Annotated in this window: 22 protein-coding genes; 6 read left to right on the plus strand and 16 right to left on the minus strand. The window is 62.6% G+C overall.

The window, feature by feature from the left end:
• Nucleotides 1–34: 34 nt before the first annotated feature.
• The gene (locus CKW29_RS13400; RefSeq protein ID WP_095148642.1) at nt 35–1414 is read left to right on the plus strand and encodes a DUF2868 domain-containing protein; all 1380 of its coding nucleotides are present in this window, start codon (nt 35–37) and stop codon (nt 1412–1414) included.
• Nucleotides 1407–2792, plus strand: a complete 1386-nt coding sequence (locus CKW29_RS13405; RefSeq protein ID WP_095148643.1) for a GTPase/DUF3482 domain-containing protein — start codon at nt 1407–1409, stop codon at nt 2790–2792. The genes CKW29_RS13400 and CKW29_RS13405 overlap by 8 nt, the downstream gene beginning before the upstream one ends.
• A gap of 48 nt (nt 2793–2840) precedes the next feature.
• Here CKW29_RS13405 and CKW29_RS13410 read toward each other — a convergent pair whose 3' ends face one another.
• The 8 genes from CKW29_RS13410 to CKW29_RS13445 form a co-directional block, all read right to left on the minus strand.
• Nucleotides 2841–3371, minus strand: coding sequence for a hypothetical protein (locus CKW29_RS13410; protein ID WP_095146019.1), 531 nt, complete (start codon nt 3369–3371; stop codon nt 2841–2843).
• Nucleotides 3372–3510: 139 nt separating this feature from the next.
• On the minus strand, nt 3511–4068 hold the full coding sequence (locus CKW29_RS13415; protein ID WP_095148644.1) for a phosphonate degradation HD-domain oxygenase: 558 nt from the start codon (nt 4066–4068) through the stop codon (nt 3511–3513).
• A complete protein-coding gene (locus CKW29_RS13420; RefSeq protein WP_095148645.1) occupies nt 4068–5201 on the minus strand; it encodes a TIGR03364 family FAD-dependent oxidoreductase in 1134 nt (377 codons plus the stop codon). The genes CKW29_RS13415 and CKW29_RS13420 overlap by 1 nt, the downstream gene beginning before the upstream one ends.
• A gap of 115 nt (nt 5202–5316) precedes the next feature.
• On the minus strand, nt 5317–6342 hold the full coding sequence (locus CKW29_RS13425; protein ID WP_095083630.1) for a putative 2-aminoethylphosphonate ABC transporter substrate-binding protein: 1026 nt from the start codon (nt 6340–6342) through the stop codon (nt 5317–5319).
• 51 nt (nt 6343–6393) lie between these two features.
• On the minus strand, nt 6394–8118 hold the full coding sequence (locus CKW29_RS13430) for a putative 2-aminoethylphosphonate ABC transporter permease subunit (protein WP_095148646.1): 1725 nt from the start codon (nt 8116–8118) through the stop codon (nt 6394–6396).
• On the minus strand, nt 8118–9194 hold the full coding sequence (locus CKW29_RS13435) for a putative 2-aminoethylphosphonate ABC transporter ATP-binding protein (protein WP_095146013.1): 1077 nt from the start codon (nt 9192–9194) through the stop codon (nt 8118–8120). The genes CKW29_RS13430 and CKW29_RS13435 overlap by 1 nt, the downstream gene beginning before the upstream one ends.
• Before the next feature lie 326 nt (nt 9195–9520).
• A complete protein-coding gene (locus tag CKW29_RS13440; RefSeq protein ID WP_095148647.1) occupies nt 9521–10384 on the minus strand; it encodes a LysR family transcriptional regulator in 864 nt (287 codons plus the stop codon).
• A gap of 16 nt (nt 10385–10400) precedes the next feature.
• The gene (locus tag CKW29_RS13445) at nt 10401–12671 is read right to left on the minus strand and encodes a heavy metal translocating P-type ATPase (protein ID WP_095146009.1); all 2271 of its coding nucleotides are present in this window, start codon (nt 12669–12671) and stop codon (nt 10401–10403) included.
• Nucleotides 12672–12762: 91 nt separating this feature from the next.
• Between CKW29_RS13445 and cadR the strand changes: the two genes are divergently transcribed.
• On the plus strand, nt 12763–13212 hold the full coding sequence (cadR, locus tag CKW29_RS13450; protein ID WP_095083618.1) for a Cd(II)/Pb(II)-responsive transcriptional regulator: 450 nt from the start codon (nt 12763–12765) through the stop codon (nt 13210–13212).
• 146 nt (nt 13213–13358) lie between these two features.
• Here cadR and CKW29_RS13455 read toward each other — a convergent pair whose 3' ends face one another.
• From CKW29_RS13455 to CKW29_RS13465, 3 genes are all read right to left on the minus strand, one after another.
• On the minus strand, nt 13359–14330 hold the full coding sequence (locus CKW29_RS13455) for a thymidylate synthase (RefSeq protein WP_095146007.1): 972 nt from the start codon (nt 14328–14330) through the stop codon (nt 13359–13361).
• A 63-nt stretch (nt 14331–14393) separates the two neighbouring features.
• The gene (gene lgt / locus CKW29_RS13460) at nt 14394–15209 is read right to left on the minus strand and encodes a prolipoprotein diacylglyceryl transferase (protein ID WP_095146005.1); all 816 of its coding nucleotides are present in this window, start codon (nt 15207–15209) and stop codon (nt 14394–14396) included.
• 82 nt (nt 15210–15291) lie between these two features.
• Nucleotides 15292–16074 carry a sulfite exporter TauE/SafE family protein gene (locus CKW29_RS13465; protein ID WP_095146003.1) on the minus strand — a complete coding sequence of 261 codons (783 nt, stop codon included), beginning with the start codon at nt 16072–16074 and terminating at the stop codon, nt 15292–15294.
• Between the two features lie 125 nt (nt 16075–16199).
• On the opposite strand from CKW29_RS13465, the gene CKW29_RS13470 reads away from it, so the two are divergent.
• The gene (locus CKW29_RS13470) at nt 16200–16946 is read left to right on the plus strand and encodes an NRDE family protein (protein WP_095148648.1); all 747 of its coding nucleotides are present in this window, start codon (nt 16200–16202) and stop codon (nt 16944–16946) included.
• 62 nt (nt 16947–17008) lie between these two features.
• Here the strand turns inward: CKW29_RS13470 and ptsP are convergent, their stop codons facing one another.
• Together ptsP and CKW29_RS13480 are read right to left on the minus strand one after the other, a co-directional pair.
• A complete protein-coding gene (gene ptsP / locus CKW29_RS13475; protein WP_095146000.1) occupies nt 17009–19288 on the minus strand; it encodes a phosphoenolpyruvate--protein phosphotransferase in 2280 nt (759 codons plus the stop codon).
• A 22-nt stretch (nt 19289–19310) separates the two neighbouring features.
• Nucleotides 19311–19790 carry an RNA pyrophosphohydrolase gene (locus CKW29_RS13480; protein WP_095083604.1) on the minus strand — a complete coding sequence of 160 codons (480 nt, stop codon included), beginning with the start codon at nt 19788–19790 and terminating at the stop codon, nt 19311–19313.
• A gap of 143 nt (nt 19791–19933) precedes the next feature.
• On the opposite strand from CKW29_RS13480, the gene CKW29_RS13485 reads away from it, so the two are divergent.
• Nucleotides 19934–20590 (plus strand): HAD family phosphatase, encoded by a 657-nt coding sequence (locus CKW29_RS13485; protein WP_095148649.1) that lies wholly within the window; start codon nt 19934–19936, stop codon nt 20588–20590.
• 120 nt (nt 20591–20710) lie between these two features.
• Here the strand turns inward: CKW29_RS13485 and CKW29_RS13490 are convergent, their stop codons facing one another.
• Nucleotides 20711–21136: a DUF2269 domain-containing protein gene (locus tag CKW29_RS13490; RefSeq protein ID WP_095145996.1), complete on the minus strand. Its 426-nt coding sequence runs from the start codon at nt 21134–21136 to the stop codon at nt 20711–20713.
• Between the two features lie 39 nt (nt 21137–21175).
• Nucleotides 21176–22690: a threonine ammonia-lyase, biosynthetic gene (gene ilvA, locus CKW29_RS13495; protein WP_095145994.1), complete on the minus strand. Its 1515-nt coding sequence runs from the start codon at nt 22688–22690 to the stop codon at nt 21176–21178.
• 146 nt (nt 22691–22836) lie between these two features.
• Here ilvA and rpiA point away from each other — a divergent pair, with 146 nt between their 5' ends.
• Complete coding sequence (gene rpiA, locus CKW29_RS13500; RefSeq protein WP_095145993.1) at nt 22837–23511, plus strand: ribose-5-phosphate isomerase RpiA; 675 nt, start codon at nt 22837–22839, stop codon at nt 23509–23511.
• 62 nt (nt 23512–23573) lie between these two features.
• Here rpiA and CKW29_RS13505 read toward each other — a convergent pair whose 3' ends face one another.
• Nucleotides 23574–24491: an SdiA-regulated domain-containing protein gene (locus CKW29_RS13505; protein ID WP_095145991.1), complete on the minus strand. Its 918-nt coding sequence runs from the start codon at nt 24489–24491 to the stop codon at nt 23574–23576.
• Between the last annotated feature and the right edge of the window lie 99 nt (nt 24492–24590).

Consider the following 24590-nt stretch of genomic DNA (forward strand, 5'->3'; position numbering starts at 1 on the left):
ATGCTCACCACTCACTTAAGCGACGGGATGACGCGTGACTGAACTGACACCCCTGCAAACACTCTGGCTGACGGAAGCCGTGCGCTTGCGCGAGGAGCACGCCGGTGCTCTGGAGGACACCGAAGCCAGCCGTCTGGCCCGCAGCGCCGGTGGCGAACTGTCGACCCGCCTTGCGGCCCGGGCACTCAGGCTGGCCGAACGCGATGGCCTGACCGGCGCCCTGCATCACTGGCTGCAAGGGGCGCGGCTGGCGCTGATCGTGCTGGCCGCGCTGGCGGTCATCAGCGGTGCCGGCCTGGCGTTTGCCGCGCTGGGCGATGGCCAGACTCCCGTCAACGTATTCTGGGCCCTGGGCAGCCTGCTCGGGCTGAACCTGATGCTGCTATTGAGCTGGGCCCTCGGCCTGGTCCTGGCCGGTGACTACGGTGCCACCCTCGGACGCCTTTGGCTGTGGCTCAGCGAAAAACTGGCCCGCGACGCCAAGACCGTACACCTGGCGCCCGCCCTGCTGCTGTTGCTGCAACGCCGCAAGCTCAATCGCTGGCTGCTTGGCATGCTGGTCAACGGCCTGTGGCTGGTGGCGATGCTCAGCGCCCTGGTCATCGTGCTGACGCTGATGGCAACCCGGCGCTACGGGTTCGTCTGGGAGACCACCATCCTCAGTGGCGAGACGTTCGTCGCCATGACCCAGGCCCTCGGCGCCCTGCCCGCGCTGTTGGGGTTCAGCGTACCGACCGTGGAGATGATCCGCGCCAGCGGCGATGCCGCCCTGAACATTGAAAGTGCCCGGCAAGCCTGGGCGGGCTGGCTGGTCGGCGTGGTGCTGGTGTACGGCGTGGTGCCGCGGCTGCTGCTGGCACTGTTCTGCCTGTGGCGCTGGACAAGTGCACGCGCAGGTCTGCACCTGGACCTGAGCCTGCCTGGCTACGCACAACTGCGCGAACGCTTGATGCCGAGCAGCGAACGCCTCGGGGTCAACGATGCCGCGCCTGAACAGCTGCATCCGGTCAATGGTGGCGCCAGCGCCCTGGACAGCGACGGTGCGCTGCTGGTCGCCATCGAACTGGACGACCAGCGCCCGTGGCCACCGCAACTGCCCGGCAACGTCAAAGACGCCGGCATTCTCGACAGCCGCGAGTCGCGACATAAGCTCCTGGAACAACTGACCCGTTTCCCACCGGCGCGCCTGGCCATCGCCTGTGACCCCCGCCGCTCGCCGGACCGTGGCAGCCTGGCGCTGATCGCTGAACTTGCCCGCTGCGCCAGCGCCACCCGTGTCTGGTTGCTGCAAGCCCCGGCGGGCCAGGCACTGGACGCCGAACGCCTGGGTGACTGGCATGAAGCGCTACAACAGTTGCAATTGCCCGTCGCCGAGTGCGCGCCGATGAACTGGCTGGAGTCGGGTCATGACTGAGGCTAAAAACAGAGCCTTGAAGCTCGCCGTGGTTGGCCACACCAATGTCGGCAAAACCTCCTTGCTGCGTACCCTGACCCGGGATGTCGGGTTCGGTGAGGTGTCCCATCGCCCCAGCACCACCCGCCACGTCGAAGGCGCCCGGTTATCGGTGGATGGCGAAGCCTTGCTCGAACTGTATGACACACCGGGGCTGGAAGACGCCATCGCCCTGCTCGACTACCTGGAACAGCTGGAGCGCCCCGGCGAACGCCTCGACGGCCCGGCGCGACTGGCGCGGTTCCTGGAGGGTAGCGAGGCGCGGCAACGCTTTGAACAGGAAGCCAAGGTCCTGCGTCAGTTGCTGGCCTCCGATGCCGGGCTGTATGTGATCGATGCCCGCGAGCCGGTGCTGGCCAAATACCGTGACGAACTGGAAGTGCTGGCCAGCTGCGGCAAACCGCTGCTGCCGGTGCTGAACTTCGTCAGCAGCGCCAATCACCGCGAGCCGGACTGGCGCGAAGCGTTGGCCCGCCTGGGCCTGCATGCGCTGGTGCGCTTCGACAGTGTGGCACCGCCCGAAGATGGCGAGCGCCGGCTGTATGAAAGCCTGGCCTTGCTGCTGGAAAACGCTCGCGGCCAGCTTGAGCGTCTGATCGCCGACCAGCAGGCACAACGTGAAGCCCGCCAACACAGTGCGGCACGCTTGATCGCCGAACTGCTGATCGACTGCGCGGCCTGCCGGCGCAGCGTGGCCAGCGAGGCCGAACAAGAACAGCAGGCCATCAGCGAACTGCGCAAAGCCGTGCGTCAGCGCGAACAACGCTGCGTCGAGGCACTGCTCAAGTTGTACGCTTTCCGCCCACAGGACGCCGCCGCCAGCGACCTGCCATTGCTGGATGGCCGCTGGGGCGATGACCTGTTCAACCCCGAAACCCTCAAGCAACTGGGGGTGCGGGTCGGCGGCGGGATCGCGGCGGGGGCGGCGGCCGGTGCCGGTGTGGACTTGCTGGTCGGCGGCCTGACCCTCGGCGCAGCGGCATTGGCTGGCGCGATTGCCGGCGGCGCCCTGCAAACCGCGCGCAGTTATGGCAGTCGTTTGCTGGGCAAGATCAAAGGGCAACGTGAGTTGACCGTCGATGACAGCGTGCTGCGCCTGCTGGCGTTGCGTCAGCGGCAATTGCTGCAGGCGTTGAACCGGCGTGGGCATGCGGCGATGGACAGCATCAAGGTAGATACGCCGCAGGATAAAAGCTGGCGTGAGGGCAAGTTACCCGAAGCCTTGACCAAGGCCCGGGCGCATCCGCAATGGTCGTCGCTCAATCCCCATGCAAAGTTGAGCCAGGCGGAACGCCAGGAGCAGATCGAGGTGTTGGCGCAGAAGGTGATCGAGGCTTGAGTCTCGAACACCTATGCCGGCCTGCTCCCACGTGTCGCCTGCGCCCTGCTACTTCCAGTTGAACTTTAAATAGGCATTGCTCAGCAGCGTGACCAGTCGCCGATCCACTGCACCAATGTTGCCGTCGTTGTTCATGTCGAAGTGAATCAGCGAATCCAGTTTGCCATCATGATTAGTGTCGTAAGCCGAGGCGGTATAGACGATGGTTTCATCCGTCGGCTTGCCCATCCCTTGGTGGAAATGCAGGCGCACGGTATCGGGGGAGCCGTCCTGGGCGAAGTCCTCGACGAATATCTTCAAGTAACGTGCCCAGGTATCGCCCGGATTAAACCAGTTCAGTTGCAAGTAGGCGTCTGCGAATTTCTTTAACAGGTGTTCATCCCTGGTGTCCTCCTTACCGTCGTTATTGACGTCGCCAACCAGAAAGTCAGCCTTGCCATCGGCCGTGATATCCAGCGCATAGGCCTTGTGGATCAGTTCGTCGTCACCACTCTCCACAGATTCGAAGAAATGCAAAAGGACCGTGTCTGCACGATGATTTCCGCTGCGATCCTGAGCGGTAATTTTCAAGTAACGCATGGCTGTTTCTCTTACGTAAAAGGGTCAACAAAGCTAGGCGGCCCCACGCGAAAAGCCTGCCAGCTTCGTCGCCAACTCCCGTAGGAATCAACTACAGCCTCTGACCTCCAATCTTCCCATCTCATGTTCAAAATGAATGTCAGGCCGCTAACACTGCAAACGCCTTCGCCTTCAAAATCTCGAGGTCGATCACCGGCACTCGCATCTCCTTCGCCTGCTCATCCCACTGACGCATGCGCAAACTCACGGCGCACAGCGGGTCCTGCTTGAACGCTTCGGCTTCGGCGGGGGTCATCACTCCGCCCTGAAACTCCAGCGTACGACGGCTGGCTTCGCTCAGGCGCTCGTAGTACCCCGGTTCGGTCAGCGTCAGGTAGCGCTTGGCCTGGACGTGATACTCCACCAGTCGCGCCATGCGCTCGCCAAAACCCAGGCGACGCAAGTAATCGGCACCGAGGCGTTCGTGGCTGACCACCCCGAAGCCACCCATGTTCTCGGCATTCTCGGCGCAGAGGTGCCCGATGTCGTGGAAGAACGCCGCCAGCACCACTTCATCGTCGAAGCCTTCGGCCATGGCCTGTTCCGCCGCCTGGGACATGTGCTCGATCTGTGACACTGGCTCGCCGATGTAGTCACTGGCACCCAAGCGCTCGTACAAGCCGAACACCTCGGCAATCACCTGCTCATTGCGGTTCATCAGTGCTCTCCCAATACCGTCCTGAGATTACGTTCGGCCATCGCCGGACCGACACTCATGCCCACGCCGGTGTGCATCAATGCCGCATGCACGCCGGGCGCCGCTTGCAAAAACGAAAAGGGTGCCGGGCCTTGAGCACCATAGACGCCCTGCCAGCGTTCGACCACTTGCACCTTGCAACCCAGCGTCTGCTCGGCCAGCTCGATCATCCAGTCGTCCACCTGCTCGGTATTGAACGGTGACGGGTCGCTGCCATAGTGGTGGGAATCGCCGATGATCAGTTCGCCATGAGGTGTCGGGCTGATCAGCAGGTGAATTCCCTGTTCATGCAGGTGGGGTGTTTCACGAAGGATCTGCGCACGCACCGCCTGCGCTTGCGGCAAGTCGGCGAAGGCGCCGTAGTGCACGCAGCTCAATCCGGTGAGCAATGCGTGTTGCAGGTCAAGGTTGACCTGCGGACGGGCACGGAGCATCTGCAGGCGGCAGATCTGCGGCTTGAGTGCGGCGATCGAATCGGCCAGCAGGGTCTGATAATCATGGCCGGAGCAGACAATGATCTGCTCGCCGGTGAAGCTGCCGGCCGTACTGTGTACACGACCGGGTTCGACATCGCGCACCAGGGTCGAGAAGTGGAACGCCACGCCAAGGTCGCGGCGCAGGTAGTCGATCAAGGCCGGGATCGCTTCGCGCGAGTACAGTTGCTGGTCATCCAGGCCATGCAAGGCTGCGCGGTGGTGACTGAACCGGCCGCCGTACAGGTTGCGCAGCGCGGTACCGCGCAGCAATTCGACACGGTAACCGTGCTCGACGGCGCGCCCTTCGCAGAAGGCCTCCAGCAAGTGCTCTTCAGCTTCGGTTCGAGCGAACAGGTACGAACCGTTGCGCTTGAGCGGCAAACCGGCAAGCTGCGCCCATCGGCCCCAGATCTCGCGACTGGCCTTGGCCAGCTCGAGCATCTGGCCAGGTGGCTGGCCCGTGACCAGAGCCTGGCCGAAGTTGCGCACCGAGGCGCCCAAAGGCGTGGCGCTGCGTTCGAAGACCCTGACCTTGAGGCCGCGTTTAGCGGCGGCATAGGCGTGAGACAAACCGAGAATGCCGGCGCCGACGATCAACAGGTCGTTGTGTTGTGTCATTAAGAGATGTCCTGAATTCAAAGCAGCCTTCGCGGGCAAGCCCGCTCCCACAGGGGACGCATTCCACTGTGGGAGCGGGCTTGCCCGCGATAGGGCCCCTCAGCCAATAGAGAGCTTACTTGGCAGCGACCTTCTCGGACTTGCCGTCATAACGCTTGCGCCATTCGCTGAGGATCTCGTCACGGTTTTTCGAGGCCCAGGCGAAGTCGTTCTTGATCAGGCGCTGTTCGTAGTCGGCCGGCAGTTCGGTCTGTGGCTTGGCAATACCCGGCTGCGCCAGCACCGCGAAGTTTTCCTTGTACAGCTCCATCGCGGCAGGGCTGGCAGAGAAGTCGGCGAGTTTCTTCGCCGCCTCTTCATGAGGGGTGCCCTTGATCACGGCGGTGGCCTCGATTTCCCAGCCCAGGCCCTCTTTCGGCAGGACGATGTCCAGTGGCGCGCCCTGGCGCTTGAGCTGCACGGCCGGGTATTCAAAGGAAATGCCGATCGGGAACTCACCCGCGGCGGCCAGCTTGCATGGCTTGGAGCCGGAGTGAACGTACTGGCCGATGTTCTGGTGCAGGTCGTCCATGTACTGCCAGCCCTGCTTCTCGCCGAAGGTTTGCAGCCAGGCGCTGACATCGAGGAAACCGGTGCCGGACGAAGCCGGGTTCGGCATGACGATCTTGCCTTTGTATTCCGGCTTGGTCAGGTCCTGCCAGCTCACCGGCTTGGTCAACCCTTGCTTCTCGGCCTCGACGGTATTGAAGCAAATGGTCGCGGCCCACACGTCCATGCCCACCCAGGCGGGTGGGTTGGCGGCATCGCGGTAGTTGCCACCGATCTTGCCCAGGTCCTTCGGTGCGTAGCTTTGCAGCATGCCCTGCTGGTCAAGGATCGCCAGGCTCGACGCCGCCAGGCCCCAGACTGCGTCGGCCTGCGGACGGGCTTTTTCGGCCAGCAGCTTGGCCGTGATGATGCCGGTGGAATCGCGCACCCACTTGATCTCGACGTCCGGGTTGGCCGCCTCGAACGCCTGCTTGTAGGTTTTCAGCTGCTCGGCCTCCAGGGCGGTGTACACCGTCAGTTCGGTTTTCGCGGCGAAGGCGTTCATGCTGAAAGCAGTGAGGACAGCAGCGGCTAGAGCCAAGGGCTTGAACATGGTGCGGTTCCTTTTGAGTGCGGATCAGAGGGGTTACTTGTGTGAGGGCGATCAGTTGCCGGGCGCGGTCTGCCGCCAGGCCTGGGAGCGACGCAGCAAACCGCGCGAAGCCCAAGCCAGGAGCAAGGACACGCCCGCCGAGGTGAACAGGATCAGGGTCGACATCGCGGCAGCGCCGCCGACATTCCCGGCATCGTCCATGTTCAGCACCGCCACCGCCGCCAGGATGGTGTCGGGGCTGTAGAGGAAGATCGCCGCCGAGACGGTGGTCATGGCCGAGACGAACAGGTAGCGCACGATGTCCAGCAGCGCCGGCAGACAGATCGGCACCGTGACGCGCAGGTAGTGGCGGTACAGCGGTGCCTTGAGCGACAGCGCGGCGGCCTCGAACTCCGCGTCGAGCTGGCGCAGCGCGGTGGTCGCGGTCATTTGCGCGGTGGTCAGGTAGTGGGCAATGGTGCACACCACCAGCAGGGTCATGGTTCCGTAGAGCACGTGCAGCGGGTTGCCGCTAAGGTTGAAGAAGAACACGTAGCCCAGGCCCAGGACCAGGCCGGGTACCGCCATCGGTACGAAGCTGAGCATGCGCAGCGCCAGGTTCAGGCCGCGCTGGCCACGGGTTTTTTCCATCAGGTAGGCGCCGGTGAAGATCAACACGCTGCCGATCAACGCCGTGCACAGGGCCATCTTCACGCTGTTGCCATAGGCCAGCCAGCCGCCACCGGCAGTGTCGCCGAACTGGTAGTGCTTGAACGACAGCGACAGGTTGTACGGCCAGAATTTCACCAGCGACGAGTACACCGCCATGCCGAACACCAACAGCAGCGCGGCACAGACCAGCAGCACGATGGCCAGGTAGCAGCCGTCCCGCAGGCGTGACGGTGCCGGCTGGAAGACTTGCGCCCGGCCGCTCATGGAGTCGCCATGGCGACGGCGCAACCAGGCGTCAACCGCGAAGCTGAGCAGTGCCGGCAACAGCAGCACCATGCCGATCAAGGCTCCGCGCCCGAATTGTTGCTGGCCGACCACGGCCTTGTAGGCTTCCAGCGCCAGCACTTGATAGTCGCCACCGACTACAACCGGCACCCCGAAGTCGGTAATGGTCAGGGTGAACACCAGGCAGAATGCGGCGAACACCGCTTGCCGGGTCGCCGGCCAGGTGATGCTGCGAAACGCCTTGGCCGGACTGGCGCCCATGCTCGAGGCGGCATCGAACAGGCGCGCATCGGCCAGGGACAATGCCGACAGCAGGATCATCAAGGCGTGGGGAAAGGTGTAGATCACTTCACCCAGGACGATGCCCCAGAAGCCGTAGATGTTTTCCGACAGCAGCCCGCGCAACAGGCCCTGGTTGCCGAACAGATAGACCAGTGCGATACCGGGCAGCATCGACGGCGCCATCAGTGGCAGCAGCGACAGGCCCCGCCAGATTGCCTTGCCGGGAATCAGCGTGCGTTGCAGAGCGTAGGCAAACAGGTAGGCCAGCGGCACGACGATGGACGCCACGCTGAGGGACACTTTCAGGCTGTTGCCCAGCAACCAGTGAAAATTGGCGCTGGTCAGCAGTTCGCGGGTGGCCACCAGGCCACCGCCCTGCCCGGCATCGTTGCTGAAACCGCGCCAGAAGATGGCCAGCAGCGGCATCAATACCGCGACGCTGAGCAGGCACAGCAGCAACAGCTTGCCACCGACCACGAACACCCGGTCACCGATCTCGGCGCGGGAGGTCTGCCGAACCTGCTTGCGCGGTATCGGCAGGGCAATCTGCGCGCTCATCAGGCAAACACCTGCAGGCTGCGCGGAGGCAGGGCGACCATGATGTCCTGCGCGCCGAGGCGCGGCATGGCCTCGGGCGCCAGCTCGGCCAGCAGCGCATGGCCGGGCAGATGATTGAGTTCGAAACTCATCCGGCAGCGATTGCCCAGGAAGGTGATTTCGCGAACCCTGGCCGGAAACAGATTTTCCTCATGCACCAGCGGGTTGATGCTGATGGCTTCCGGGCGGCAAAACAGCCGTCCCGACGCAGCCTTGCTGGCGTTATCGGCCAGGCGCACATTCATCCCGCCGACCTGCGCATGGCTGTCGCTGTTGCGCTGGAACGGCAACCAGTTGCCCTGCCCGACGAACTCGGCCACGAAAGGGGTAGCCGGACGGTTGTAGATTTCCTGGGGGGTGGCGTACTGCTCGACCTTGCCGTTGTTCATCACGGCAATGCGGTCGGCCATCAGCATGGCCTCGTCCTGGTTATGGGTGACCATCAGGGTGGTGATGCCGAGATTGCGTTGCAGCTGGCGCAACTCGGTGCACAGGTGCTCGCGCACCCGGGCATCGAGCGCCGACATTGGCTCGTCCAGCAGCAACAACGATGGCGCCGGCGCCAAGGCGCGGGCCAGTGCCACGCGCTGCTGCTGACCGCCGGACAATTGACCGGGGTATTTTTTCTCACTGCCGATCAGGCCCACCAGCTCCAGCATCTGCGCCACCCGCTTGCGCACTTCCTCACGGCCACTGCCGGCCAGGCCGTAGGCAATGTTGGCTTCGACAGTCAGGTTGGGGAACAAGGCGTAGGACTGGAACAGAATCCCGTAGTCCCGAGCCTGGGGTGCCAGCAAGGACACGTCGCGCTCACCGAGGTACAACTGGCCATGATCCTGGCGCTCCAGGCCGGCGATGCAGCGCAGCAAGGTGGTCTTGCCGCAACCCGACGGCCCGAGCAGGCACACCAGCTCACCAGCCTGGACATCCAGCGAAACGTTATCCAGCGCGATGAAAGCGCCGAAACGCTTTTCAATGCTGCGCACCTTCATCGGGATGCCGGGGACAGCCTGGGCAATTGCGTTCGAGTGATTCATGGACGGACCTCATCAAGCAGATGCAGGCCATCCTAGGGAGCGAATGCGTAGTTCATGTGGCAGTGAGGCAAAAACTGCCGATAGTGGTATTGGAGGATTTGGGTTATGGCGAGCGGGCTTGCCCTAATGCCAGTCAGTTAAGGAGGTGAAATCGCATTTTTTGTAGGAGCGAGCGTGCTCGCGATGAACCCAAGAGCAACGCGGTTAATCAGAAAACACGCGTTATTGTTAACGTCCATCGCGAGCACGCTCGCTCCTACCAAGGCCATTAGGGCTTGCCCCCGTCGGCCGGTTCGCACTCCCTCGCCACAAGGTGAGAACGATCATCAGGCCGGGGCCATTTCCTGCGCCAACCCCAGGAACGCAGCGGGCAAGCGGGCATTCTTGCGCTCTTTGAGGCAGTACAGGTATTCCGGGATCTGCGGGGCGTTTTCGATGGTCAGCACCTGCAGTTGCGGGTCATGGGGCACTTCCTGGCGGGCGATGATGCTGATGCCGATGTTGCGCAGTACCGCTTCACGGATCGATTCACGGCTGCCGATTTCCAGCAACGGGCCGAAACTCACCCCGGCGCTGGCCAGCAACTCCTCGGTCAGGCACCGGGTGGTCGAACCGTTTTCGCGCATCAACAAGGTGTGACCGACCAGCGCACTCAAGGGGACATGATCATGGCCCGCCAACGGGTGGTTGCGATGCACCGCCAGCACCAAGGGGTCGGTGCCGAGTACCCGGCGGATCAACCGCGGGTCTTCGAGCAATTGCGACGAGGCCGCGAGGTCGACCCGATAGTCCTCGAGGGCTTCCAGTACCTGCTGGGAGTTGCCGATTTCCATCGAGACCTCCACCTGCGGCAAGCGCTCGCGGAACGTCTTCACCAGGTCGAGGATGTAATACGGCGCGGTGGCGGCAATGCGCAGGGCGCCCTGGACCTGGCCGCTGTTGCGCAGGAAAAACTCGATATCCGCCTCCTGCTGCAACAGGGCCTTGACCATCGGCAGCAGGCGCGAGCCTTCGTCACTGACGGTCAGCCGGCGACCACCGCGGTAGAACAGTTCCACCGAATACTGGCTTTCCAGATGGCGGATCTGGGTGGTGACCGTCGGTTGGCTCAGGCCGAGCTTTTTCGCCGCCAGGGTAATACTGCCCAGACGCGCGACCATGTAAAACGCCTTCAGCTCGGCACTCAGCACATCACCCTCTCTTCATTTACTTGCGCAGCAGGCGCAGACCATTGAACACCACCAACAAGGCCACGCCCATGTCGGCAAACACCGCCATCCACATGGTGGCGAGGCCGAAGAAGGTTACCCCAAGAAAGATCGCCTTGATGACCAGGGCCAACGCGATATTTTGCGTGAGGATGCTCGAGGTCTGGCGCGACAGCCGGATAAACGCCGGAATCTTGCGCAGATCGTCGTCCATCAACGCCACGTCAGCGGTTTCAATCGCGGTATCGGTGCCGGCCGCGGCCATGGCAAACCCGATCTCGGCCCGGGCCAGCGCCGGCGCATCGTTGATGCCGTCCCCGACCATGCCGACACGATGTCCCTGGGCGTACAAGGCTTCAATGGCCTTGAGCTTATCGGTCGGCAGCAAGTCGCCCTGTGCCTGGTCGATGCCCACCTGAGCCGCAATGGCCTGCGCGGTGTGCGGGTTGTCACCGGTGAGCATCAGGGTTTTCACCCCCAGCGCATGGAGCTGCCGGATCGCTTCGCGACTGGTGTCCTTGACCGTATCGGCCACGGCGAACAGCGCCAGCGGGCCAGAAGTGTCGAGCAACAGCACCACGGTCTTGCCCTGCTTTTCCAGGGCGAAGAGTTTTTCTTCCAGGGCTGGCGAGCACAGGCCCAACTCCTCCACCAGACGGTGGTTGCCCAGGTGGTAGAGCTGACCGTCGATTTCGCCACGCACACCCCGCCCGGTCAGTGCCTCGAAGTTATCCACAGGCAACAGCGACCGTTGTTTATCCACAGCTTCATTGGCGATGGCCAGCGACACAGGGTGGTCCGAACGCCTGGCCAGGCTGGCGGCAAGGACCAGCGCACTGGCATCGACCGTGGGGTCCAGAGACAGGTAATCGGTCTGCACCGGCTTGCCATGAGTCAGGGTGCCGGTCTTGTCGAGTGCCAGGTAATCCAGCTTGTAGCCGCCCTCCAGGTACACGCCGCCTTTGATCAGAATACCTTTGCGCGCCGCGGCCGCCAGGCCGCTGACGATGGTCACCGGGGTGGAAATCACCAGCGCACAAGGGCACGCGACCACCAGCAGCACCAACGCGCGGTAGATCCACTCGAACCACGCCGCCCCCATGAACAACGGCGGGATCAGCGCCACGCCGAGGGCGAAGACGAACACCACTGGCGTGTAGATTTTCGAGAAGCTGTCGACGAAACGCTGGGTCGGCGCCCGCGCGCCCTGGGCCTCTTCCACGGCATGAATGATCCGCGCCAGGGTCGAGTTGTTGGCGGCGGCGGTGACGGTGAATTCCAGGGAGCCGGACTGGTTGATGGTGCCAGCGAAGACCTTGTCGCCGACGGTTTTTTCGACGGGCAGGCTTTCACCGGTGATCGGCGCCTGGTCAATCGTCGAGCTGCCAGACGTGACTTCGCCGTCCAGGCCAATGCGCTCGCCGGGACGCACCCGCACCAGCGCACCCAGATCGACCTGCTTGGCTTCGCGTTCGACCCAGCTGCCGTCCTCTTGTCGCACAGTGACCTTTTCCGGGGTCATCTGCATCAGCCCGCTGATGGCATTGCGCGCGCGGTCGAGGGATTTGGCTTCGATCAGCTCGGCCACGGTGAACAGGAACATCACCATCGCCGCTTCCGGCCACTGCCCGATCAGCACGGCACCGGTCACCGCGATACTCATCAGTGCATTGATGTTCAGGTTGAGGTTCTTCAGGGCAATCCAGCCCTTTTTATAGGTGCCCAGACCACCGCAGAGGATGGAAACCAGCGCGACAATCGCCACCACCCAAGTCGGCGCGGCGCTGGTGAAGTGAATCACTTCCGCGGCCAGGGCACCGACGCCCGACACCGCCAGCGGCCACCAGTGCTTTTTCACCGGGGCCGGACGGTTGTCATCGGCATCTGCGCCCTCCTCGATCGGCTCGGCCACCATGCCGATGGCCTTGATGGCGTCGATGATCGGTTTCGTGCCCGGCAGGTCATGGGTCACGCCCAGCACGCGGTTGATCAGGTTGAATTCCAGTTGCTGCACACCTTCGAGCTTGCCCAGCTTGTTCTGGATCAGCGTCTGCTCGGTCGGGCAGTCCATGGCCTCGATGCGGAAACGACTCAGGCGCGCGCCGTCAGTGGGCGCCCCACTGATTTTCACCACCGCAGGTGCCGCCGTACTAGAACAGCAGGAACCACCATGGCTGGCGTGATCGTGTTTTTTCACAGGCTGAAGTTTTGCCCCGTGGCTGTGCTCGTGCTCAGCGCCGGGTTTGTGGGTGTGCAGGGAATCGCTCATAAGGTCGCGTCCATTCCATTAAGGTGCCTGTTGCCAAGTAAAGACCCTGTAGCCACTATAGGGTCAAGCACCCTTTTTGGAGATTGTTGCGATGAAGATCGGGGAACTGGCAAAACTGACCGACTGCGCTGTCGAAACCATTCGCTACTACGAGCGCGAAAACCTGCTGCCGGAGCCGGCCCGCAGCGACGGCAACTACCGCGTCTACACCCAGGCCCACGCCGAGCGCCTGACGTTCATCCGCAACTGCCGCACCCTGGACATGACCCTCGAAGAAATTCGCAGCCTGCTGGCCTTGCGCGACAGTCCGCAGGACCAGTGCGAAAGCGTGAATGCGCTGATCGACGAGCACATCCATCACGTCAAGGCGCGGATCGACGGATTGCTGGCCCTGCAGGCGCAACTGCTCGACCTGCGCCAACGCTGCAGCGAAGAGCCGGATATCGAGCAGTGCGGGATATTGCAGCGGCTGGAAGTCAGCGGCGGGGTGGCGGCGGCGGAGGTTGAGCATTCCCATGTGGGCCGCAGTCACGGCCATTGAGAACACCACATACCCCCTGTAGGAGCAGCCGGTCGACGCTCAAGTGCACGCGATGAACTCAAGGACGACGCATACTTCCAGACAGTGCGCGTCATCGTTCACGTCCATCGCGAGCAAGCTCGCTCCTACAGGGGCTACGTGAGGCGTTAAACCGCCATCGGCGCGGTCATTGGCGCGTGGTGCTCATAGCCTTCCAGCGAGAAATCGCTTGGCTCGATCAACTCCAGCCATTCCGGCTGGTACACACCGGTCTTGGCGAACTCCGGCACGCGGTCTGAAATCACCAGTTTCGGCATCGGGAACGGCTCGCGCGTGAGCTGTTCGTTGAGCATGTCCAGGTGGTTTTCGTAGACGTGGGCGTCACCGATGAAATAGGTGAACCAGCGCGGCGTGTAGCCGGTCAGGCGACCGATCAGGCTCAGCAGCGCGGCGCCTTCGGTGAGGTTGAACGGCGTGCCCAGGCCCAGGTCGTTGGAGCGAATGTAGAGGGTCAGGGAAATCTCCTTCGTCTCGACATTCGGGTGGAACTGGTACAGCAAGTGGCACGGCGGCAGGGCCATTTCATCGAGCTGGGCGCAGTTCCAGCCGTGGAACAGGATGCGGCGGCTGCCCGGGTCCTTGATGATGGTGTCGACGCACTGGCGAACCTGGTCGATGGCCTTGTACAGCACCACGTAGGCCTGGCCGTCTTCCTCGCCCTCGGCGATCTGCCGGTAGCCCTGGTTCAGGGTCTGCTCGATGGCCGCCGGGTTGCTCAGCGGGATCTGCTTGTACGCCGGCCACTTGCGCCATTGCACACCGTAGATCTCGCCCAGGTCGTCTTCGCCCTGGCGGAAGGGGTTGGCCAGCCATTGGGCGTTTTCGTTGGCGTTCTGGTCCCAGACCTTGCAGCCCAGGGCGCGGAATTCGGCGGCGTTGTTCACCCCACGCAGGAAGCCGCACATCTCGCCGATGGCGGACTTGAAGGCCATCTTGCGGGTGGTGATCGCCGGGAAACCTTCCTTGAGGTCATAACGCAGCATCGCACCGGGAAAGCTGATGGTGTTCACGCCGGTGCGGTTGGCTTGCTTGGTGCCGTTCTTGATGACGTGGGCGACCAGATCGAGATATTGCTTCATGTATTACCTGTGTCCTTGAACCCGGGGCAAACGCTCCGGGGTTCGAATGTAGAGCGCGGCGAATCAGGCTGCCGGGGCAACCGGAGCGGCCGGGGCGCGGTGATAAGCCAGCCAGATCAGGAACAGCCCGCCGACGATCATCGGTACGCACAGCACCTGACCCATGGTCAGCCAGTTCCAGGCCAGATAGCCCAGTTGCGCGTCCGGCACGCGGACGAATTCGACGATGAAACGGAAGATGCCATAGAACAGCGCAAACATCCCGGATACCGCCATGGTCGGCCGCGGCTTGCGCGAGAACAACCAGAGAATGACGAACAGTGCCACGCCTTCCAGCGCGAACTGGTACAGCTGCGACGGGTGGCGCGGCAACTGCGACGGGTCGCTGAATGCCGGGAAGACCATGGCCCACGGCACGTCGGTCGCCTTGCCCCACAATTCGGCGTTGATGAAGTTGCCGATACGCCCGGCCCCCAGGCCAATCGGCACCATGGGCGCGACGAAGTCCATCAGTTGGAAGAACGACTTGCCGTTCTTCTTACCGAACCACAACGCCGCCAGCATCACGCCGATAAACCCGCCATGGAACGACATGCCGCCCTTCCACACTTCGAAAATCAGCGTCGGATTGGCCAGGTAAGCGTTCAGGTCGTAAAACAGCACATAACCCAGACGGCCACCGAGAATCACGCCCATCGACATCCAGAAGACCATGTCGGAGAGCTTTTCCTTGGTCCAGGTCGGGTCGAAGCGGTTCAACCTGCGCGACGCCAGCAGCCAGGCACCACCAATGCCGACCAGGTACATCAGGCCGTACCAGTGGATTTTCAGCGGGCCAATGGCCAGGGCCACCGGGTCAATCTGCGGGTAAGGCAGCATTGCGACTCCTCGTTAGAGTTGAAACTTAAAATTCCTGGCGCGACCGTGTCACGCCAGGATTAAGCCAGGATTGCGCCGCGCGTCAGAGCAGGAAGCTCAGCCCCACGCACAACAGCAAAACGGCAAACAGTCTTTTCAGCAACCGCGGCGACAGCCGGTGGGCCAGTCGCGCACCGAAGCGGGCGAACAGCATGCTGGTCAGGGCAATGCCCAGCAGCGCCGGCAGATAAATGAACCCCAGACTATGAGCGGGTAACAGGGGGTCATGCCAGCCCAGAATCATGAAACTCAATGCACTGGCCAACGCGATCGGCAGGCCGCAGGCCGATGAAGTGGCCACTGCTTGCTGCATCGGCACGCTGCGCCAGGTCAGGAACGGCACGGTCAGCGAGCCGCCACCAATGCCGAAAATCGCCGACGCCCAGCCAATCACGCTGCCGGCCAGGGTCAGGCCGACCTTGCCGGGAACGGTTCGACTGGCCTTGGGCTTGAGCTCCAAGGCCATCTGCACCGCGATCACCAGGGCGAACACACCAATGATTTTCTGCAAGTTGGGGCCTGAGATCGCTTCGGCGGTCAGCGCCCCGAACCCGGCACCCAGGAGAATCCCCAAGGTCATCCAGAGAAAGATCGGCCAGCGCACCGCGCCTTTGCGCTGGTGCTCACGCACGGCGTTGATCGAGGTAAAGATGATCGTTGCCAGCGAGGTGCCGACGGCCAGGTGGGTCAGCACCGCCGCATCGAAGCCCTGCAAGGTGAAACTGAATACCAGCACCGGGACGATAATGATCCCGCCACCCACGCCAAACAGCCCGGCCAACACGCCTGCACAGGCGCCCAACACCAGATAGAGCAGAAATTCCATGACTGCACCCCCAAAATAAGTGCCGCATGGTAACGGATGCATGGGCCAAGGCTCCACTGTGCAAGGCGATGGATCGATGAGCGATGTCTGCGTAAAGTGAGTGAAAAACGCACAAGGACCACCTTATGTGCCTGATTGTTTTCGCCTGGCGCCCGGATCACCCCACGCCCCTGGTCGTCGCGGCCAACCGTGACGAGTTCTATGCCCGCCCCAGCCTGCCGCTGGCGCAATGGCCCGAAGCCCCGCAGGTGTACGCCGGCCGTGACCTGGAGGCCGGTGGCACCTGGCTGGGAGTCGGTGCCGATGGGCGCTTCGCCGCGTTGACCAATATCCGCAACCCGCACCAACCTGCGGCCCGCCGCTCGCGGGGTGAACTGGTGGCACGGTTTCTCACGGGCGAAATGCCGATTGCCGACTATTTGGCCGACGTTGTCGGCAGATCCGTGGAATATGCCGGGTTCAACCTGCTGGTCGGCAACCTGCATGAACTGTGGCACTTCAATGCCCTGCAGACCGCACCGACCCGGTTGGAAGCCGGAGTCTATGGACTGTCGAATGCCGGGCTGGATACGCCCTGGCCCAAGCTGCTCAAGGCCAGGGCAGCCCTGACCGAGGTGCTCGACGACCCCCAACCACAGGCACTGTTGGCACTGCTGGCTGACTCGCAAACCGCGCCGTTAGCCGACTTGCCGGACACCGGCGTGGGCCTGGCGACCGAAAGCCTGTTGTCCAGCGTGTTTATCGTCAGCCCCACGTATGGCACCCGGGCGAGTACCGCGCTGATTGTCCAGGCCGATGGTTCACGGTGGATGGTCGAGCGCAGTTTCGGGCCGTATGGCGGGCATTTGGGGGAGGTTGAGATCAGGGTCTAGATTGTTGCGCCCCATCGCGGGCAAGCGGCGCTCCGCTTGCCCACGAAGAAGCTGTCAGGACTTCAGAGAGTCTTGATCGCCGCCGGATTGATCATTCGCGCCAACCCGAGATTCTTCAGCGCCAGTTGCAGCGAGCTGTGGATCACTTGCGGGTTGTCGATGGTCATCAGTTCGGCCAGCAGATCCTTGGCCCAACTGAGGTTGATCTGGCGCAGCATCCACTTCACCTTCGGCAGGTTGGTGGCGTTCATCGACAGGCTGTCGAAGCCCATCGCCATCAACAGCACCGCGGCGGCCGGGTCGCCCGCCATCTCGCCGCAGATACTCACCGGCTTGCCTTCGGCATGGGCGTCGCGCACCACGGCTTGCAGGGCCTGCAGCACGGCCGGGTGCAGATAGTCGTAGAGGTCGGCTACCCGCGGGTTGTTCCGATCCACGGCCAGCAGGTACTGGGTCAGGTCATTGGAGCCGACCGACAGGAAGTCCACCTGCCGCGCCAGTTCCTTGGTCTGGTAGACCGCCGCCGGGATTTCGATCATCACGCCCACTGGCGGCATCGGCACATCGGTGCCTTCGTCGCGCACTTCACCCCAGGCCCGGTGGATCAGGTGCAGGGCTTCTTCCAGTTCATGGATACCGGAAATCATCGGCAGCAGGATGCGCAGGTTATCCAGGCCTTCGCTGGCCTTGAGCATCGCGCGGGTTTGTACCAGGAAGATTTCCGGGTGGTCGAGGGTGACGCGGATCCCGCGCCAGCCAAGGAAGGGGTTGTCTTCCTTGATCGGGAAATATGACAGTGCCTTGTCGCCGCCGATGTCCAGGCTGCGCATGGTCACCGGTTGCGGGTGGAAGGCGGCGAGTTGCTCGCGATAAATCGCCAGCTGCTCCTTTTCACTCGGGAAACGCTGATTGATCATGAACGGCACTTCGGTGCGGTACAGACCCACCCCTTCGGCGCCGCGCTTTTGCGCCCGCGCCACATCCGCCAGCAGACCGGTGTTCACCCACAACGGCATGCGGTGCCCGTCGACCGTCACGCACGGCAGGTCGCGCAGCGCATCCAGGCCCAGGGCCAGTTGCTTCTCTTCCTCGACCACGTCGGCGAACTGCTTGCGCAGCACGTCGCTGGGGTTGGTGTAGACCTCGCCGTGGTAGCCGTCGACGATCATCTGGATGCCGTCGACCTTGGAGTACGGCAAGTCGACCAGGCCCATCACCGTCGGGATGCCCATGGCACGCGCCAGGATCGCCACGTGGGAGTTGCCGGAACCCAATACCGAGACCAACCCCACCAGCTTGCCTTCCGGCACCTCGCCGAGCATGGCCGGCGTCAGTTCCTCGCTGATCAGGATGGTGTTGTCGGGGTAGACCAGGGTCTGCTGGCGCTCTTCCTGCAAATAGGCAAGCAGGCGACGCCCCAGGTCCTTGACGTCCGAGGCCCGCTCACGCAGGTAGGCGTCGTCCATCAATTCGAAACGGTTGACGTGATCGGTGACCACCTGGCGCAGCGCGCCCTGGGCCCACTGGCCGGTCTTGATCACGGTGGTGACTTCGCTGCCCAGCGAGGCATCGTCGAGCATCATCAGGTAGACGTCGAACAAGGCGCGCTCTTCGGGGCGCAATTGCGTGGCGAGCTTGGCGGACAACGCACGCATGTCGGCGCGCACGCCTTCGATGGCGGTCTTGAACAACTTGAGCTCAGCATCGATGTCGCTGATGGCCTTGTCGGGTACCACGTCCAGGTCAGCCGGTGGCAGCATGACCACCGCGGTACCGACCGCCGCACCCGGCGAGCCGGGTACACCGACGAACTTTGCTTCCTGAATACCCTTGCCCTGACGGCCCAGGCCACGGATCGAACCGGTGGCCTCGGCATGGGCGATAACGCCCGCGAGCTGGGCGCTCATGGTCACGAGGAAGGCTTCCTCGCCTTCGTCGAACTGACGTCGCTCTTTTTGCTGGATGACCAACACGCCCACGACGCGGCGGTGGTGAATGATCGGCGCACCGAGGAACGAGGCATAACGCTCCTCGCCGGTTTCGGCGAAGTAGCGATAGCGCGGGTGGCCCGCGGCGTTCTCGAGGTTAAGGGGTTCTTCACGCGTGCCGACCAGGCCGACCAGACCTTCGTTGGGCGCCATGCTGACCTTGCCGATCGAGCGCTTGTTCAAGCCCTCGGTGGCCATCAGCACGAAACGGTTGGTCTCGGGGTCCAGCAAGTAGACCGAGCAGACCTGGCTGCCCATGGCCTCTTTGACGCGCAACACAATAATCCCCAACGCCGCCTTGAGATCCTTGGCGGAGTTAACTTCCTGGACGATCTTGCGCAGCGTATTGAGCATGGCTCGGGGTCGAACTCCGTCGTCAGTCGCGCGTTAAAAGGCGCGGGGCAAGCTCTTTGAGAGCGCGGCGATACACCTCGCGCTTGAATGTCACCACCTGGCCCAACGGATACCAATAACTGACCCAGCGCCAGCCATCGAATTCCGGTTTACCGGTCAAATCCATCCGCACCCGCTGCTCGTTGGAGACCAGGCGCAGGAGAAACCATTTCTGTTTCTGGCCGATGCACAGCGGTTGGCTGTGGGTCCTGACCAGACGTTGCGGCAAACGATAGCGCAACCAGCCGCGAGTACAGGCGAGAATTTCAACATCTTCGCGCTCCAGACCCACTTCTTCGTTCAACTCGCGATACAAGGCGTCTTCCGGCGTCTCCTGGGGATTGATACCTCCCTGGGGAAACTGCCAGGCATCTTGATTGATACGGCGAGCCCAAAGCACCTGGCCGGCATCATTCGTCAGAATGATCCCGACATTGGGGCGGAAACCATCGGGGTCGATCACGGCAACAACCTCGCAAACGCATGTCGCCGCATTGTTCCACAAAGCTTGTTAAGGCGGCAACGAAGCTTCCTACCTTATGTGCACTCTTGTGAAAAGACCGTATTCTTGTCGCCTTTTTACAGACTTTTCAGCGGGTAACTGCAATGCGCCTGGCTTTATTCGACCTGGACAACACACTTTTGGGCGGCGACAGCGACCACGCATGGGGCGACTACCTGTGCGAACGGGGCTTGCTCGACGCCGTCGCCTACAAGACACGCAACGACGCGTTCTATCAGGACTACCTGGCCGGCAAGCTGGATAACGCCGCCTACCTGAACTTCTGCCTGGAAATCCTCGGCCACACCGAGATGCACCAGTTGCAGGAATGGCACCGCGACTACATGCGCGATTGCATCGAACCGATCATGCTGCCCAAGGCCATCGAGTTGTTGGCCAAACACCGTGCCGCCGGTGACAAGCTGGTGATCATCACCGCCACCAACCGGTTCATCACCGGGCCTATTGCCGAGCGCCTGGGGGTTGAAACCCTTATCGCCACCGAATGCGAGATGCAGGACGGTCGCTACACCGGGCGCAGTACCGATGTACCCTGCTTCCGTGAAGGCAAGGTGACACGCCTGAATCGCTGGCTGGAGGAGACCGGGTTGACGCTGGAAGACAGCTACTTCTATAGCGACTCGATGAACGATCTGGCGTTGCTGGAGGAAGTGGCCAACCCGGTTGCCGTGGACCCGGACCCGAACCTGCGGGCCGAGGCCGAGAAGCGTGGCTGGCCGGTGATCACTCTGCGCGACTGACAACGCCACCCCTGTAGGAGCAGCCGGTCGACGCTCGAGCGCTCGCGATGGTCGTTAACGATTATGCGGGGCGCCTGCCCCCCCGCAACGACCTTGAGTTTTTCGCGAGCGCGCTCGCTCCTACACTGGCTTGGCGCCCATCAGCCCGGCAATAGCGATCAAGCAGACGAAGCTGACCAGCGCCAGCGCAAAGGTAAACCTGCCCACGCTACCCGGCGCCTTGCGCAGCTTGTTCAGCCGCACCAGCAACCAGAACCAGGCCAGCGCCGCCACGGTGTAGAGCACACTGGAGGCCAGCAGCCAGGTCTGTCCCAGCGGCCAGCCGATCAAGTGCACCATCCACCAGCCGGTGAATGGCATGCTCAGCAAGGCCAGCCCCATCAACAGCCAGACGAACACCCGTGGCCGTTGCAACGTACGGCTTCCCGCCGTTGCGTCGCCGTTACGCCGGGTACGCCAGACCCAGATCCCCAGGCCCAGCGCGCACGCCAGCAGCACGACCGTCGCGACCATGTGCGCAGCCTTCAGGGCCGTTAACGTTTCCATTGTCCGATTTCCTTATGTTCTGCCCATCAACGTAGCCGTTCAGCCAAGAAACAACTGATAGGCCGGGTTGTCGCTTTCATCCCAGTAGGGATAACCGATTTCTGCCAGCGCCGCCGGCACCAGATGACGCTCGTCATGGGGGACCTGCAAGCCGGCGACCACACGCCCGTCCGCCGCACCGTGGTTACGGTAATGGAACATCGAGATGTTCCAGCGCCCGCCGAGCTTGCTGAGGAAGTTGAACAGCGCCCCCGGACGCTCTGGAAACTCGAAGCGCAGCACCACTTCATCGACCACATGGGCCGCGCGACCGCCCACCATGTGCCGGATGTGCAACTTGGCCAGCTCGTTGTCCGTCAGGTCGAGTACCGGGAAGCCCTGCTCGGTCAGGCTGGCAAGCAGCGCGCTGCGCGGATCGCTTTCCGGGTGCGTCTGCACGCCGACGAAAATGTGCGCTTCGCTGCCGGTGTTGTAGCGGTAGTTGAACTCGGTGATCTGGCGTTTACCGATGGCCTCGCAGAACGCCTTGAAGCTGCCCGGCTTCTCCGGAATGGTCACGGCGATGATCGCTTCGCGGCCTTCCCCCAGCTCGGCGCGCTCGGCCACATGGCGCAAACGGTCGAAGTTGACGTTGGCACCGGAGTCGATGGCCACCAGGGTCTGCCCGGTAACGCCCCGCAACTCTACGTACTTCTTGATCCCGGCCACACCCAGGGCACCGGCAGGCTCGGTGATCGAACGGGTGTCGTCGTAGATATCCTTGATCGCCGCGCAGATCTCGTCGGTGCTGACGGTAATGACTTCATCGACGTAGTCTTTGCAGATATCGAACGTGTGCTGGCCGATCTGGGCAACCGCCACGCCATCGGCAAAGAGGCCCACGGTCGGCAACACCACCCGCTCACCGGCGGCCATGGCCGCTTGCAGGCAATTGGAGTCATCCGGCTCGACGCCGATGATCTTGATGTCCGGGCGCAAGTACTTCACGTAGGCGGCAATCCCGGCGATCAGGCCACCACCACCGACGGGAACGAAGATCGCATCCAGCGGCCCCGGGTGCTGGCGCAGAATTTCCATCGCCACCGTGCCCTGCCCGGCGATGGTGTGCGGATCGTCGTAAGGGTGGATGTAGACGTAGCCCTTTTCATCGACCAGCTTCAGCGAAAAAGCCAGGGCCTCCGGGAAGGAATCCCCGTGCAACACCACTTTGCCGCCGCGCGAGCGCACGCCTTCGACCTTGATCTCCGGGGTGGTCTTGGGCATGACGATGGTCGCCTTCACACCCAGCACCTTGGCCGCCAGGGCCAGGCCCTGGGCATGGTTGCCCGCCGACGCGGTGACCACGCCACGCGCTCGCTCTTCATCGCTCAACTGGGTCAGCTTGTTATAAGCGCCGCGAATCTTGAACGAGAACACCGGCTGCAAGTCTTCGCGCTTGAGCCAGATCGTGTTGCCCAGCCGCTCGGAGAGCTGGCGGGCAGTCTGCAATGGGGTTTCTACGGCAACGTCATAAACGCGCGAGGTGAGGATCTTTTTGACGTACTGTTCGAGCATCGGAAAGCATCACTGAGCGAGTTGGGCAGGGTCAAAGAGTCTAACCCGGCTTTTGGCCGCACGACCACACGAATCCAGAGGTTTTGGCCCGGCATGGCGCTATAATGCCGGCCTTCTGTCCTCCCTTATGGCACCTCGGAGCCCGCATGACCCAGGATCAACTCAAACAGGCAGTGGCGCAGGCCGCAGTCGATTTCATCCTTCCTAAACTCGACGACAAGAGCATCGTCGGGGTCGGCACCGGCTCCACCGCCAATTGCTTCATCGATGCGCTGGCCCTGCACAAGGGTGCATTCGATGGCGCCGTCGCCAGCTCCGAAGCCACCGCCGCGCGCCTCAAAGGCCACGGGATTCCGGTGTACGAGCTGAACACCGTCAGCGACCTGGAGTTCTACGTCGACGGCGCCGATGAAAGCGACGAGCACCTGAACCTGATCAAGGGCGGCGGCGCGGCCCTGACCCGCGAGAAGATCGTGGCGGCCGTGGCCAAGACCTTCATCTGCATCGCCGATGCCAGCAAGCTGGTGCCGGTACTGGGCAACTTCCCGCTGCCGGTCGAAGTGATTCCAATGGCCCGCAGCCACGTAGCCCGTGAGCTGGTGAAGCTGGGCGGCGACCCGGTTTACCGTGAAGGCGTGTTGACCGACAACGGCAACATCATCCTCGACGTGTTCAACATGCAGATCACCAACCCGGTGGAGCTCGAGACGCAAATCAATGCCATCGTCGGCGTGGTCACCAACGGTTTGTTCGCGGCGCGTCCGGCGGATCTGTTGCTGCTGGGTACCAGCGAAGGCGTGAAAACCCTGCGCGCTGAGTAAATCCAACGCAAATCAGTGTGGGAGCGAGCAAGCCCGCTCCCACCGGTGTTTTGGGGTGTTTGTCAGTTCTGCGCGGGCTTCTTGAACACGTAAAACAGATTCGGCTCACTCACCAGATACAGGGTGCCATCGTCATCCATGGCGATCCCCTCCGCTTGCGGCACGGTCTTTTGCAAGCCCTGACGCCCCTTGCTCAGCGACATCGTGCTCAACGGCCGACCGTCGATATCCAGCTCCAGAATTAGCCGCGACTCATCCGACAGCGCCAGCAAGTGGCCGCTGCGCTCGTCGTATTGCAGGCTCGAGAGGTCACGCACAAACATCCCGGCATCGCGCTTGGGGTTGTTGACCACGTGAACGGCATAGGACTTTTCCGGATCGAAGTGCGGAAAGCCCTGCACTTCATAGATCAGCATCGGGTCGCGCTCCTTGGCGACAAACAGGCGCTTGCCCTTGGAGTCGTAGGCCAGGCCTTCAAACCCCTTGTTCCGAGTCATGTGCACGCCCAGGGTCATCTGCTCGGCATCGGCGGCATCGAGGAACGTCGTGCCGTCCTCCAGGTGAATCTTGATCAGGCGCTGCTGACGCTCATCGCTGATCACATAGGTGTCGGCGCTGATGAACTCCACCGCCTCCGGGTCGCCAAACCCCACCAGCGCCACGCGGCGCAGGATTTGCCCATCGAGGGACATCTCGATCAGCTCGGAATTCTGATTGGTCACGGTGAACAGGCTTTTACGCACCGGATCAAAGGTCAGTGCCGAAACATCATCGTCCAGCCCGTCGATCACCTTCGCCTCGATCACCACCTGGTAGTCATTGAGCGCCATGGACTGTTCACTGAGCGGGTGCAACCAGGCCTGCAGGTTGAACCAGGTACGCTCGTAAAGGCGGTAGTACTGACCCAGCACACCCAATGCCAGCACGGCGGCGATCAACATAATCAAGGCAAGGGATTTGGGGCGGGCTAGTCGGCGCATTCAGGCTGCTCAAAAAACGAATCGGGAGGATGAAATATCACGCCTTGATGAATTCAAGCTTAATGGCCATGGGGTTGCAGCCACAACCGGACGGCGCGC

Origin of the sequence: Pseudomonas sp. Irchel s3a18, assembly GCF_900187535.1 — a bacterium.
Taxonomy (GTDB): domain Bacteria; phylum Pseudomonadota; class Gammaproteobacteria; order Pseudomonadales; family Pseudomonadaceae; genus Aquipseudomonas.

Coding starts and splice junctions, on each gene's coding strand:
- CKW29_RS13405 (WP_095148643.1), top strand. CDS start 1,407: ATGACTGAGGCTAAAAACAGAGCCTTGAAGCTCGCCGTGGTTGGCCAC.
- CKW29_RS13410 (WP_095146019.1), bottom strand. CDS start 3,371: ATGCGTTACTTGAAAATTACCGCTCAGGATCGCAGCGGAAATCATCGT.
- CKW29_RS13415 (WP_095148644.1), bottom strand. CDS start 4,068: ATGAACCGCAATGAGCAGGTGATTGCCGAGGTGTTCGGCTTGTACGAG.
- CKW29_RS13420 (WP_095148645.1), bottom strand. CDS start 5,201: ATGACACAACACAACGACCTGTTGATCGTCGGCGCCGGCATTCTCGGT.
- CKW29_RS13425 (WP_095083630.1), bottom strand. CDS start 6,342: ATGTTCAAGCCCTTGGCTCTAGCCGCTGCTGTCCTCACTGCTTTCAGC.
- CKW29_RS13430 (WP_095148646.1), bottom strand. CDS start 8,118: ATGAGCGCGCAGATTGCCCTGCCGATACCGCGCAAGCAGGTTCGGCAG.
- CKW29_RS13435 (WP_095146013.1), bottom strand. CDS start 9,194: ATGAATCACTCGAACGCAATTGCCCAGGCTGTCCCCGGCATCCCGATG.
- CKW29_RS13445 (WP_095146009.1), bottom strand. CDS start 12,671: ATGAGCGATTCCCTGCACACCCACAAACCCGGCGCTGAGCACGAGCAC.
- cadR (WP_095083618.1), top strand. CDS start 12,763: ATGAAGATCGGGGAACTGGCAAAACTGACCGACTGCGCTGTCGAAACC.
- CKW29_RS13455 (WP_095146007.1), bottom strand. CDS start 14,330: ATGAAGCAATATCTCGATCTGGTCGCCCACGTCATCAAGAACGGCACC.
- lgt (WP_095146005.1), bottom strand. CDS start 15,209: ATGCTGCCTTACCCGCAGATTGACCCGGTGGCCCTGGCCATTGGCCCG.
- CKW29_RS13465 (WP_095146003.1), bottom strand. CDS start 16,074: ATGGAATTTCTGCTCTATCTGGTGTTGGGCGCCTGTGCAGGCGTGTTG.
- CKW29_RS13470 (WP_095148648.1), top strand. CDS start 16,200: ATGTGCCTGATTGTTTTCGCCTGGCGCCCGGATCACCCCACGCCCCTG.
- ptsP (WP_095146000.1), bottom strand. CDS start 19,288: ATGCTCAATACGCTGCGCAAGATCGTCCAGGAAGTTAACTCCGCCAAG.
- CKW29_RS13485 (WP_095148649.1), top strand. CDS start 19,934: ATGCGCCTGGCTTTATTCGACCTGGACAACACACTTTTGGGCGGCGAC.
- CKW29_RS13490 (WP_095145996.1), bottom strand. CDS start 21,136: ATGGAAACGTTAACGGCCCTGAAGGCTGCGCACATGGTCGCGACGGTC.
- ilvA (WP_095145994.1), bottom strand. CDS start 22,690: ATGCTCGAACAGTACGTCAAAAAGATCCTCACCTCGCGCGTTTATGAC.
- rpiA (WP_095145993.1), top strand. CDS start 22,837: ATGACCCAGGATCAACTCAAACAGGCAGTGGCGCAGGCCGCAGTCGAT.
- CKW29_RS13505 (WP_095145991.1), bottom strand. CDS start 24,491: ATGCGCCGACTAGCCCGCCCCAAATCCCTTGCCTTGATTATGTTGATC.